The 12,267-nt window shown below is 50.1% G+C and carries 13 protein-coding genes; 5 read left to right on the top strand and 8 right to left on the bottom strand.

The window, feature by feature from the left end; translation table 11 throughout:
* Positions 1-32: 32 nt before the first annotated feature.
* Entirely contained in the window at positions 33-1,214 is a 1,182-nt protein-coding gene (locus ACW73I_RS12750) for a cation:proton antiporter (protein ID WP_458029761.1), read from the bottom strand.
* Between the two features lie 152 nt (positions 1,215-1,366).
* Complete coding sequence (locus ACW73I_RS12755) at positions 1,367-1,831, bottom strand: inorganic diphosphatase (RefSeq protein ID WP_458029762.1); 465 nt, start codon at positions 1,829-1,831, stop codon at positions 1,367-1,369.
* A 373-nt stretch (positions 1,832-2,204) separates the two neighbouring features.
* Between ACW73I_RS12755 and ACW73I_RS12760 the strand changes: the two genes are divergently transcribed.
* Genes ACW73I_RS12760 through ACW73I_RS12770 form a run of 3 tightly spaced genes read left to right on the top strand, consistent with a single transcriptional unit; the run spans position 2,205 to position 3,676 of the window.
* Complete coding sequence (locus tag ACW73I_RS12760; RefSeq protein ID WP_458029763.1) at positions 2,205-2,942, top strand: ZIP family metal transporter; 738 nt, start codon at positions 2,205-2,207, stop codon at positions 2,940-2,942.
* A 4-nt stretch (positions 2,943-2,946) separates the two neighbouring features.
* Positions 2,947-3,429, top strand: coding sequence for a ferritin-like domain-containing protein (locus ACW73I_RS12765; protein WP_458029764.1), 483 nt, complete (start codon positions 2,947-2,949; stop codon positions 3,427-3,429).
* Positions 3,430-3,445: 16 nt separating this feature from the next.
* Positions 3,446-3,676: a hypothetical protein gene (locus ACW73I_RS12770; RefSeq protein ID WP_458029765.1), complete on the top strand. Its 231-nt coding sequence runs from the start codon at positions 3,446-3,448 to the stop codon at positions 3,674-3,676.
* A gap of 67 nt (positions 3,677-3,743) precedes the next feature.
* On the opposite strand, the gene ACW73I_RS12775 is transcribed toward ACW73I_RS12770, so the two are convergent.
* From ACW73I_RS12775 to galU, 3 genes are all read right to left on the bottom strand, one after another.
* Positions 3,744-4,385, bottom strand: a complete 642-nt coding sequence (locus ACW73I_RS12775) for a response regulator transcription factor (RefSeq protein ID WP_458029766.1) — start codon at positions 4,383-4,385, stop codon at positions 3,744-3,746.
* A complete protein-coding gene (locus tag ACW73I_RS12780; RefSeq protein ID WP_458029767.1) occupies positions 4,385-5,689 on the bottom strand; it encodes an ATP-binding protein in 1,305 nt (434 codons plus the stop codon). Before ACW73I_RS12780 ends, ACW73I_RS12775 begins: the two co-directional genes overlap by 1 nt.
* A gap of 139 nt (positions 5,690-5,828) precedes the next feature.
* Positions 5,829-6,710: a UTP--glucose-1-phosphate uridylyltransferase GalU gene (galU, locus tag ACW73I_RS12785; RefSeq protein ID WP_458029768.1), complete on the bottom strand. Its 882-nt coding sequence runs from the start codon at positions 6,708-6,710 to the stop codon at positions 5,829-5,831.
* Positions 6,711-6,853: 143 nt separating this feature from the next.
* Here galU and ACW73I_RS12790 point away from each other — a divergent pair, with 143 nt between their 5' ends.
* Both ACW73I_RS12790 and ACW73I_RS12795 read left to right on the top strand, forming a co-directional pair.
* The gene (locus ACW73I_RS12790; protein ID WP_458029769.1) at positions 6,854-8,173 is read left to right on the top strand and encodes a TolC family outer membrane protein; all 1,320 of its coding nucleotides are present in this window, start codon (positions 6,854-6,856) and stop codon (positions 8,171-8,173) included.
* 40 nt (positions 8,174-8,213) lie between these two features.
* Positions 8,214-8,612: a hypothetical protein gene (locus ACW73I_RS12795; RefSeq protein WP_458029770.1), complete on the top strand. Its 399-nt coding sequence runs from the start codon at positions 8,214-8,216 to the stop codon at positions 8,610-8,612.
* A gap of 14 nt (positions 8,613-8,626) precedes the next feature.
* On the opposite strand, the gene ACW73I_RS12800 is transcribed toward ACW73I_RS12795, so the two are convergent.
* From ACW73I_RS12800 to ACW73I_RS12810, 3 genes are all read right to left on the bottom strand, one after another.
* On the bottom strand, positions 8,627-8,989 hold the full coding sequence (locus ACW73I_RS12800; protein WP_458029771.1) for a HEAT repeat domain-containing protein: 363 nt from the start codon (positions 8,987-8,989) through the stop codon (positions 8,627-8,629).
* Positions 8,990-9,626: 637 nt separating this feature from the next.
* Positions 9,627-10,373 (bottom strand): heme-binding protein, encoded by a 747-nt coding sequence (locus ACW73I_RS12805; protein WP_458029772.1) that lies wholly within the window; start codon positions 10,371-10,373, stop codon positions 9,627-9,629.
* A gap of 340 nt (positions 10,374-10,713) precedes the next feature.
* On the bottom strand, positions 10,714-11,826 hold the full coding sequence (locus ACW73I_RS12810) for an esterase (RefSeq protein ID WP_458029773.1): 1,113 nt from the start codon (positions 11,824-11,826) through the stop codon (positions 10,714-10,716).
* Positions 11,827-12,267 lie beyond the last annotated feature (441 nt).

The raw sequence follows: 12,267 nt of genomic DNA on the forward strand, positions 1-12,267 counted from the left end.
AAAAGCTAAGCTGCTACGAACCGGGACCGGATTTATTGATTCGCCGCCACCTTGGCCTCGGCGATGAATTTTTGCGCGAGTGCCGGAAACAACACGACCGAGATCATACCCGCACTGACCAACACCGCTCCCTTATCCGGTGACATCAAACCGGACGATACGCCGATTTCCGAAACGATGACAATCAACGGCAGGCCGGTTGCGGAATAAAGTGCAAACGGCAATCTCTGCTCGGCTGTCAATAACTTGCCGTAAAGCACGATAGGCGCGCCGCGCACCAACACCAGCAATAGCAGTAAAATAACGATCTGTACCGGCACCAACGGTGTCGACCACAAAGCGCCGATATCGAAACGCATGCCGGCGGAAATAAAGAAAAACGGGATCAAAAATCCGTATCCGATAGCGTTTAAGCTATGTCTCAAATCGGCGGATGCCTCTCCTTCGGTACAAAGATTAACCACCAAACCGGCGGCGAACGCGCCAATGACGACATTGATGCCGAATTTGCTCGCCAAAGCAACCAATAAGGCTTGAACCGCAATACAAATGCGCGCGGGCAATTGCCCGCTGGAGCGCATGGTTTCGGCAATCAAATTCATCCATGGTGAGGAACGTACCCTAATCGCCATATCGACGACCAAAAAACTAATACCGACGAAGGCCAGCATAAACAAGGTATGCCAAACCGTGCTATGTGTCGGAATCAGCGCAAACGAAATAATCAACAAAGGTCCGAATTCGCCCATGGCCGCCGCCGATAAAAGCAATGCCCCAAAATCCGCATCTATATTGGTGCTGTCCCGTAAAATCGGAGCGACTATGCCCAGCGCCGTAGTCGACACGGCAACCGCGGCCAGAACCGGTGGCACGTGTATCAGGCCGATGGCATAAAAAAATAAGGTGCCGGCCATCGCTATAACAAACGACAATACCCAACCGCCCAGCGCCAGCGTCAACAGCTTTCCTCTAAACTGTTCCAGGTCGATTTCGATGCCGACCATGAATAGCAGAAAACACAAACCCAACTCGCCCAACATCGAAATTAATCCGGCGTCCGATGCCAGATTCAATATTTGCGGGCCTATGGCCATGCCCAACAGAATTTCCATGACGACCACGGGCATGCGTAGCCGCTGCGGCAGACGAGACAACAAAGGCGCCAAAGCCGCGGCCAAGGCGATGAAAAACAGCTCCGTGCGATAAGATTCCATGGCAGCCTCCTGTCATTGATTATCATGGGCCGCTCCGGTTATTGCTACCTGGCGCGTGTCCGGGGAGTCTATGCGTGCAACGCTTGGGCTGTCAAACCCGTCTATGCCGAACGACTTTGTAAATCAGCTTTCAACTATTTAAAGACCTTTTCTTAATCATCAGTACGGGGCTTCGCTCTCGCCAGCGCGCCCGCAGCATCTTGCCAGCCTTCGCAGCTATTATGTCCCCTGCGGCCTCTGATTAGATTCAGCAGATATTTGGCCTTTGCGTAAATCACAAAAAACAGAAGAATAAGTTGCCGCTGGCGCGGGGATATTGGCGTGCGGCCGCAGATCAGCTTGTCCTCGTACTCTCCGCCGTCGATCATTCCAACCGCGCCCCAAGCGTAAACAGAAACCGTTGTGCCTAGAGGAAGCCTGGGGCCAAGCACAACGGCGTCCAGAAAATCGCCGTCCAGGCCGATGAATCCCGGCGCCGAGCCGTAGTTAAACGGACAGGGTAACGGAGAGATAAAATCCAATTTTCCGCTGGAACCGCGCTTTAGAAAGCTGCCGCGCGGGACCTCGATAATCACATCGACCGAAGGCGCGTCTTTGTTAATGTCCGTTGAACTCATCGATATAGGCTGAATTTAAATTTTTGGTTTCCTGAATGATAACGGCTAATTCGAAAATTAAAAGCAAACAGGGATTGAACACATGAACGGCTCTGTCTATTTAGATACGCATGGCGGCGGCCGTTCGATACTCCGATATACCCGGCGCAAGCGCCCTATCCGGTCATGCCGTTGCGATTCCTTGCTCAGCCATCCATAACAAAGACCGAGTTTGCTTTAGCTTTAAAAGCGGAATCCGTGCAAAAGTGCGTTTAAGCATTGCAATAGCCTGCTAAACTCTATAAGGCCTTTGCTCGAAACACCTTATTTGGATTCGCCGCGCCTGAGCGAAAGTTCAAGTTGCACACCGTAATCAAAGATCGAGGTAAATCGGATGTTACTTTGGATACTCGTCTTCAGTTTATTGGGTAGCGTCGGCGCTGTCGGCATTTCGGCCTTGTTATTATTTTTTCCGCAGGGCATTCGTAAGACACTGATCCCTAATTTAATCAGTTACGCCGCCGGTACCCTGCTCGGCGCCGCTTTCCTAGGCATGATCCCTGCCGGTCTGAAACTGGCGCCAGCAAACGTCGTGATGCCTGCTGTACTAGGCGGATTTGTATTGTTTTTTATATTGGAAAAGCTGGTCATCTGGCGCCATTGTCATCAGACCGACTGCGAAATCCATCGCAGTGCTGCGCCGCTGATTCTAATCGGCGACGCTTTTCATAACTTCGTGGACGGTGTAGTGATCGCCGTAGCGTTTTTGAATTCAATTCCGCTCGGCATCGCAGCGGCCTTAGCCGTCATCGCCCACGAGATCCCGCAAGAGGTCGGCGATTTTGCAATCCTGCTCGACAGCGGCTACAGCCGAAACAAAGCCCTGCTGTGGAATGGATTATCGTCCGCCGCCACGCTGCCGGGCGCCCTGCTCAGCTATTTGTGGCTAGGCGAAACCAGCGCAGCGGTTCCGTACATCGTGGCAATATCGGCCGCCAGTTTCATTTACATCGCGGCGGCAGACTTGATCCCCTCACTGCACCGGCAAACAGGCCCCGACACCTCCCTACGCCAGCTGACGTTATTGCTGGCCGGCATCATCACCATCGCATTTTTTCATATTGGAGCTTAAGGACATGAGCAATCTAAGCGAAACCGAAATCCGCGCGCTCGAAGAAGCGCTCGACGACGAATATAAAGCCCTGGCAACCTACGATCAAATCATCGCCGACTTCGGTGAGGTCAGGCCTTTTATCAACATCCGCGAAGCCGAGGCCAGACACATCGAGGCGCTTTATGCGCTTTTCGCCCACTATGGCATAACGGTGCCGGAAAATCCTTGGACCGGCAAGGTCAACCGCTATCCGGACCTGAAAACCGCCTGCGAAGCCGGCGTCGCCGCCGAAATCGCCAATACCGCAATCTACCAACGTCTGACGCAGGCCACCCAACGTCCCGACATTTTGGCCGTGTTCCGCAATCTTCGCGACGCCTCGCAGCTACATCATTTGCCCGCCTTCCAGCGCTGCGCGCAAGGCGCGGGCGACGGAACGCGGCGACAGGCCGGCGGCTACCTAAGAAGGCAAGGCAGACGTCGCGGCGGTCACAAGACAAACTAAGCCGGTGCTTTTCGCCATGATCGATATCGAATCCAAAACGGCAGCGTTCAATGCCCATCATCAACGCCACGAAGCGTGGTTCGAAAAACACCGAGCCGCTTATATTTCGGAACTGTTGGCCGTGCGCCCCTTCGTGCCGTGGCAAGGAAACGGCCTTGAAATCGGCGTCGGCAGCGGCCGCTTCGCGGGACCGCTGGGCGTACGGTCGGGATCGACCCGTCGCGGGCGATGTTGGCTCATGCGGTAAAGCGCGGCGTAAAAGTCGTACCCGGAAGCCGACACTCTCCGGTCGATTTCGATTCTAGAATTGCAGATCAAAGCACCATCATGCCTAAATTCACCGCGATATGCGCCAACTCGGCGGTCGTATTCACCTTAAGTTTTTTCTTGATTTGCGTGGCATAGTTGGCGACGGTCTTGTGCCCAAGGCAAAGTTGATCGGCCACTTTATGCACTGTCATACCTTGAGCCAGTAAGTTAAACACATCGAATTCGCGCGCGGAAAATTTGGAAATGACAGCCTGATAGTCGTCAGGCTTGGGATGATCGCCTCCTACCTTTATCAAACCGGTTTCGACATAGGTCTCGCCCCGCATAATCGCGCCAATCGCCTCGGCCAGTATTGCCGGCGCACTGTTCTTGGTAATATAGCCTTTTGCGCCGGCCGTTAAGGCGCGGCTGACGTACACTTGCTCGCTATGCACGCTGAATACCAATACAGCGGCTTCAGGGTCGCGCGCGACGATACGGCGTATGGTTTCCAGTCCGCCGATACCGGGCATGGAAATATCCATTACCACGATATCCGGTTTCAATTCCTGACAAAGTTGAATGGCTTGCTCGCCGCGCTCGGCTTCGCCGATGACTTCAATATGGTTATCCGTCGCCAGCAGCATTTTAAATCCGGCTCTCACCACGCTATGGTCGTCCACCAGAATGATTCGAATCCTATCCATTATGCACAAGGAACCCAAGCCGTAACCGTAGTACCTTTGCCGAGCTCGGATACGAATTTGAGCTCGCCGTCGAGCGAACTGACGCGCTCTTTCATGCCGCGCAAACCGAAACCGAGATCGATGTTACGCACATCAAAGCCCAGGCCGTCGTCTTCAACGGTGAGCTCCAGTACCTTATCGGATTCAAGCAAGGTCAGACGAATCGACACCCGCCGAGCCTCGGCGTGTCGAATCACGTTGGTCAAACATTCCTGTATGACCCGAAAAACCTGTCGAGTCACGTTTTTATCCAGACTATCGACGGCATCGTCGCAGTGAATCTGTAAATCCAGCTCGGGATTACGTTCCGACCAATGATCCACCATGTCTTCCAGGGTCGCCTTGAGCCCCAGCTCCGACAAGACCAAAGGATGCAATTGTTGCATCATGGAGCGCAGAACCAGCATCAAATGATCGCAGACCTCGATAATGGTGGCGCTGATCTTGCCGATATCGACATTCGGCTTGGCGACGGTGGTCGCCATGACTTTAATGGCGGTCAGCGACTGGCCGAATTCGTCGTGTAATTCCTGCGACAAACGTTGCCGCTCGTCTTCCTGAATCGCCATTGAATGCTGAGTTAAAGCGCGGTTTTCCTGCTGGGCTTTTTTTAATTCCGCCGTCATATGATTGATGGCGCCGACGATACTGTCGAACTCGGCGATGGAAAAGAATGGGAGTTGTTGTCTGTATTGCCCGGTTTCGACCACATGCAAGCCATCGACAATCGCATCGATCGCTTTGAGCGATTTATTCATCACCAAATGTACAACCAGAAAAGTCAATAAGGTCAATAACGAAATCGACGCAAAAAAAACCTGGCTTTCCTGCCAGACTTCGGAAATCTCATCCAAGGGCTGTGCCTTGATGACCAGAGTCAAGGTTTCGCCGTCCGCGGTGGTTAAACGGTGCTCGACTTCCGGATAATCGCTTTTCACCCAATTAACAAACCAGGCCGGCGGCATGTCTTCCGGATGGCTCGGTTGTCGACGGGCCGCAAATTGCATCAGTTGCCCGTTCGGCTTTCGGATTTGAATGCTTAAATGGCGTGTCTGACGCAAGGCTCCGAAACGGGATAAATCATCCAGCGTCTGCGGCGTGCCCGTTATACCTAGCTTGATCAGCTGCAGCGCCAGGTGGATAGACGCGTCGACCTCTTTTTCAACGGCCTGTCTGGCTTGCCAGATAGCGATGGCCCCTCCGAGCACCAACAGGCAAGCGGATGAGAGCAGCACGCGTAAGATGATTTGATATCGAAGACTCATAATAGATAGCAAAGTCCGATGCAAACCGGATATTATCGCCATCCAAGACCCATGCTGCCATAGGAAAAATTCTTTTCTTTACGCCTAATGACGGGCTCGAATGCCGACCTGTAACCGGCCGGCGTTCGGAAGTTTCCGCTTAGATTCTGCTGACGCGATCTTTCAGGTAATCGGCGAACTCGGTCTCGATTTCCTTATGCAACAGCCCATATTCGACATTCGCCAGCAAGAACCCGAATTTAGAGCCGCAATCGTAGCGATTGCCTTCAAACTCGTAGGACAATACTTGTTCGTCTTTCATCAGTGCCGCGATTGCGTCGGTCAATTGGATTTCGCCGCCGGCGCCGCGTTCGGTGGTTTCGATTTTGTCGAAAATTGCCGGCGTCAGAATATAACGTCCGACTACACCGTTGTTGGACGGAGCCACTTCGGGCTTGGGTTTTTCCACGATGGATTTCAAAATCCCCACGCGCGGCGCTTTTTCGGTATATTCAACGATCCCGTATTTATGGGTTTCCTGCGGGTCGACACGCTCAACCCCAAGAATGCTGCTTTGTTCCTGATTGAATAAATCGACCATTTGTTTTAAACAACCCCGTTCGCCGTCTTCGATCAGATCGTCCGGCAATATGACCGCAAACGGCTCGTTACCGACGACCGGCTTGGCGCAATGTACCGCATGCCCGAGTCCCAAGGCTTCAGCTTGGCGGACGTACACACAGGAAACATTCGGCGGCAATAATTCACGCAGCATTTTTAACAACTCGGTCTTTCCGCTTTTTTCCAACTCTTTTTCCAATTCGTAGGATTTGTCAAAGTGATTGGTTATCGATTCTTTATTGCGGCCGATGACGAAAATCATCGTGTCCAATCCGGCAGCTACCGCTTCTTCTACAGCATATTGAATCAACGGCTTATCGACTATCGGCAGCATTTCTTTGGCGACTGCCTTAGTCGCTGGCAATGAACGTGTACCTAAACCGGCAACCGGGAAAACAGCTTTAGTTACTTTTATTGTCATATTTGCTCTATGTCGTTTTTTGGTTTTGACGAATTGATCTTGAAAGCCTAACCTTATTCCAAACTTAACTTAATCTATAGAAGTAGCTGTATTTTAGGCCATAATATTTATTTGTTTCACATCCCTTTCTGGAATATATCCCAATGATAAGACTGTTGGCGGCGCTATGGCTAGCGTCAATACCGTTGAAGACGGCTTGGGCCGAAGATTTGATGGAAATTTATCAACTCGCGTTGCAAAACGATCCCGAATTCAAAATCAGCGATATCAATCAGTCGGTGGCCGGAGAATTCAAGTCGCAGAGTATCGCACAAATGTTGCCTAATCTCGGCTTGTCCGCGAGCAGCCTCAAGAATCGTTTAAATAGTACGAAACAAAGTTATTTAAGCCCCACCGGTGCGTTGTTACAACATTTCTGGGACCACAGCCTGGTGATCAGCCTGACTCAACCGGTGTTTAACTGGAGTCACTGGGTGCAACTGGACCAAGCCGATAATAAGATAGCCCAGGCTGAAGCCGAATTTCAGGCCAATCAGCAAAGTCTGATGACCCGAACGGTAGAGGCCTATTTTAATGTGTTGGCGGCCGAGGATAATCTGGAATTCATCAATGCCGAAAAAAAGGCGATCGAAAAACAACTTGAACAAGCCAAACAACGCTTCGATGTGGGCATCATCGCGATAACCGACGTTTACGAAGCACAAGCCGCGTTTGACCGTGCGCAAGCGGCGGTGATCGAGGCTGAAAATCAAGTCGACAATAGTAAAGAGGTGTTGCGGGAAATTATTGGCGACAACCCTGCCGCCTTAAAAAAATTGACCCCCGAAATACCTTTGAGCCCCCCCCTGCCGAATGATATTTCAGCATGGGCGACCGCGGCCGAAAGCAACAATTTTTCTATCGTCGCCCAAATCAATCAAGCCGAATTCGTTCGGAAAACCATTGAAATACAACAGTCCAAACATTTACCGACCATCGATTTCGTGGCGAATTACCGGCAACAGGACAACGGAAACCTGTTTGGCTTTCGCGGCGATAATGAAAACTACGGCGTACAGTTAAACATGCCGCTGTTCGAAGGCGGCGATACCGTATCCCGAACCCGGCAAGCTCAATACGAATACGAAGCCGCAAAGGAAGAATTAACCAAAGTCAAGCGTAGCGTCAACCGTGAAGTCAAAGACGCGTATCGCGGGGTCGTTGCCAGTGTCGATCAAGTTAAGGCGTTAAAAACCACGACGGCGTCCAGTGAATTGGCGGTCGAAGCGGCCGAAGCCGGTCTTGAAGTCGGTACCCGCACCATGGTCGACGTGCTGACAATCCAGCGTAATTATTACCGGGCCAAAAGCGATTATGCGCAAAGTCGTTATCAATATCTGATTAACGGCGTCAAACTAAAACAGGCGGCCGGTAATTTGACTGACCAGGATTTACTCGAAATCAACCAATATTTGCAAAATTAATTTGCTTGAACACAGACCAAATTATGTCAAGAGATCCACTATGAACAAATTTTTATTTGTCGGTCTATTTGTTGCCCCAGTCGCCGCGACTGCCCAGAATTTCGGCGGTATGCCGATGGATGAAGCCCAAATGCAGCAAATGATGCAACAAGCGCAAGAAATGCAAGCGTGCATGGCCAATATCGATCAGGCGGAATTGGCCGCATTTCAGCAAAAAGCCGAAGCGATGAACGCTGAAGTCAAAGCGCTCTGCGCTGCCGGCAAGCGCGATGCCGCCATGGCCAGGGCCATGGCTTTCGGTAAAGAGTCAATGAACAGCGAGATAATGCAGGACATGCGGAATTGCGGCGAGGGCATGCGGGATATGATACCGAACCTACCCGGCACTGCGCAGCCGCAGACAGAAGGCGGCAAGCCCAGACACGTCTGCGACGAATAAGCTTCGCAACGAAATCAATTTTCGTCTTGCTCGCTTAAGTATGCTTTAATCTCTTGCCGGATGTCGCCGGGCAACTGTTTGTTTTTCGATTGCTTCTTTAGCGAATTAACGATGCGCCGCGCCGTTGCGCTATCTTCGTCCAAGGAGGCAAGATAAGACTCCAGCGTATTCAGCGCATTCGACCTTACATCTTCGTTGCGGTCGTTTAACGCGTCAATGAGCGCATTTTGCGTCGCTAATGAAGGCTCCTCGATATAAGACAAATAATCGGCGGTCAGCGCCCTCATCTCATCGGACATATCCGTTTGCAAAATGTCTACCATCATCTGCTCGGACTGCGGAGATGGATAAGCGGTCAATTGTTCCAAACCTTCCATGCGTTTCTCTAAATCAAGGTCCGACAACCATTGTCTTGCTAAATCGACCTGTTCCGATTCAAAAGCTTGATCTTCCGCTATTTGTTCAGGCGTGGGTTCGTACGATTGGGCTGTCTGAAATCTTTCGAGTAGCCGCGTCGAGTCAATGTTCTCCGGTTTGACTTGAGATTTCTTCTCTCGATAATTAGGCTCGGTTGACGACCAAAACCTCAATTCAGACCAATATCCGGTCTCGATTAACCATAATACGAATACCGCGGCGGATAGAACTAATATAATAATTATTTTTTTGAGCAAAATATTTAAAACCGGACAAGCTAAAGCAATAAATGAATAAGGTTAAAAACCCTAGTCTGAAAATTTAATCAAACCGGTCAAGACTTGTTCATAACGCCACCCGTCGATGAATACTGGCATATTAAACCAGGTTGAAGGCATGCCATTACCGTACGGCAATAGAGTTTTATATAGTTTTGCTCCATACGCGATTATCTTTTCCGTTGGCGTAAAAAACAGGCCGTGTGCTTGCTTATCGAGCAAATTGATGAAACGACACGCATGCTTTCGGAGAATCGGTGGGACCGGCATAAAATATTCCCCCGGCAAAACCGGGGGAAGAAATCATCATCGTTAAATTCTAAAAATATTGCGAAATGTTCATGATATCGGAATACCAAAGTTCTTTAGCGCCATCATCGCACGACGGATAGCCGCCGGCGTAGTCGATTCCAACTTCTATGCCGGCACCTTGAGCCAAACCATCGTCAGCAAAAGAACCTCTTATACGCCAGGCGATATTATGATCCGCACAAGAGGTATTGCCGCTAACACCGAGACCGCCGATAACTTGGCCATTGGCATCAAACAATGGCAAACCGCCGCCAAAAACATTGACGCCTCCTACATACTTATTGAGCATCGGATCGTTAGCTGTGCCAAACTTACTGCTACTTCCCGCGTATGCGAATTTCGTATCGACCGGGTTGCTATGCTGAAGGCCATACAGCGAGCCGCCGGGTTGAGTCGCAAGGTAAAGTCCTGCGCTGGTAAAACCGAAGCTTTGCGTAGCTGTGGTTGCGGACGACCCCTTGTTATTACTCAAACTCATTGCGGTATAAGCTTTTTGAGCCGAAATCACCCGGCTCGCGAGCCACTGGTCAGCTAACTTGGCACCGGTTTTTGCAACCGCACATACCTTACCTTCTTTCGTGACCACGGTGGCCCACATATCCAAGCTTAAATCCCCGTTGTTTTGAGCTTGCGCCGCGGTTAAAGCCGCCGATAATTGATCGTGGGTAACCGGACAACCTTTAATATTTTTTGCAATAACCGGAGCTGAAATTAACATCGCGCTAACGACAACAACTACATGTTTACCATTCATATAACCTCCAAAATTTAAACATTAACAATTTAGAACTAAGAATTCATGCCAAATTATTATTCTTCGCCGAATCTAAATAAATATTTAATTCAATAATTGCTTAATTGCTGAGGAAACGTAATGTATGCGCAACCCAACCCACATAATCTTTACGCAAGCCAGCGAAGAAATATGTTAGATAAAACAAGGTAGCTTGTCTATTTTTTTCAGCAAGACAAATTAGAATATTATAAATCACTATAAAATAAATTATCTTGCCGCGTTTTCAAGTATTCTTATTTTGGTTTCGGAGTTTATAGCGTCAAACTAAAGCAGGCGGAACCGGCAAATATCGTCCCGCTTAATCGCTTGTCGACAGAGTAATCAACAAACGTATAAATTCCATCACCCGATCGTTGAATACATCGTTATGGTCGCTAATGATTTCCTCGTCGACTCTGATATTTAGATAGGGGTTTTGTGGCGTAGTTTTTTTTAGATGCGTCAATACCGTGGATCCGAATACGGTCGAACCGCCCCGTGACTGCGTACTCCAGATGTTTTTGATGTTGTCGTGACTAGCAATTCGAAAGCCTTTTTCCTCGGCGAAAGGTTTCAGGGTGTGGCTGATTAAGGGAAGATAGTGACCTATGGTATTGCGGTCGGCTTCTCCTTCATCCAATTCAAGCGCGAAGCCGCAATCCTCACGGTTAATATCGTCGTGCGTCTCGAAAACGGTAGAGAAAATCCGACCTAACGGAAATAATGTGCCGGTCGCATCGTCCGCTTCCGAAGTCAACACGACCAAACGCGGCGTTTGTGATGGAAAATAACTGCAGCGAGCTTGCGCCATGTCGTAAAAAGGCGCGTAGCGGAGCGCTTCAAACGCGGGGTTTAACAGGACGACCAAATCTCCAAAGCCGTCGGCATCGCCGGTGTAGGCCTTGCCTTTCCCGCTGTTGACGAAGCGGCTAGCCAATATTTGTGAGGTCGCGCTAAACACCACGGCTCCGCCGAAGCTATGGCCTATAACAACCAGGCGGCTTTTCGCGTCCGGGTACATCACGTTATTCACATTGGCAATTTCTTCCAATTTGACTAACAACTCGCTAATGCCAAGGTAGCCAACATCCTGAGCGGTATTTTTTCTATCCCAGAAAGTTAGATAGTTGAACGGAGGAACATCGATCGATTCTCCACGCCAGCCCACATAGATACCCGCAACCTTCCGAGGTTTTTCGTTTCCTCCGGGCCGATGCTCGATCGCGCTGAGCATTGCGAGGTTATTTTTGAAGCTTTCGATGTTCTTGTCGCCCGGTTTGGCATTGTGATGCCAGCCGTGCACGAAAACGGTTAACAATAAACTTTCTTTTCCCGCCCGCCGGTACAAGGAATCCAGCAAGGCATCCATCTGCTTGCGATCGCGCATCTGGCCTTGGTCGTCTATTTCAACAAAGCCTAAGCTATACTCCATGGATGTTCCCGGATGGTGTATTTGAAGCGAATTTTTATCGCAGCGGTTTTCCTCGGAAACAGTGCACGATGTGTAATCGCTTCGATAAATGTCGTTGGAAGCGCAACCGCTTAAAAAATGAGATGAGCACATAACTATCAGCAGGGGTGCGATGTGGATTAGCCTCATATAATTCTCCGCTGGATAAAAAATGGACTTGCGCTTGCTCGCCGACCGGCTGAATATTGCAACAACTTAACCACAGCGGCGGCACGCATTCAGTTTAATGACGCGAGCAATTTTTTTGCACCCCGTTCGTTCGAATTAAAACGAGCGTCGATCCCGGGTAATTCGGTAAACATAGGCCATAAACGTCCGTTTGTCCGGTCGAAATGCGCATCCGCCATCGAAATGTTCCGGTTCAAATAAACCATCCACTGGTTCTAATCGACCGCGATTTTG

The sequence above is a fragment of the Methylomonas sp. MgM2 genome (genome assembly GCF_054172045.1).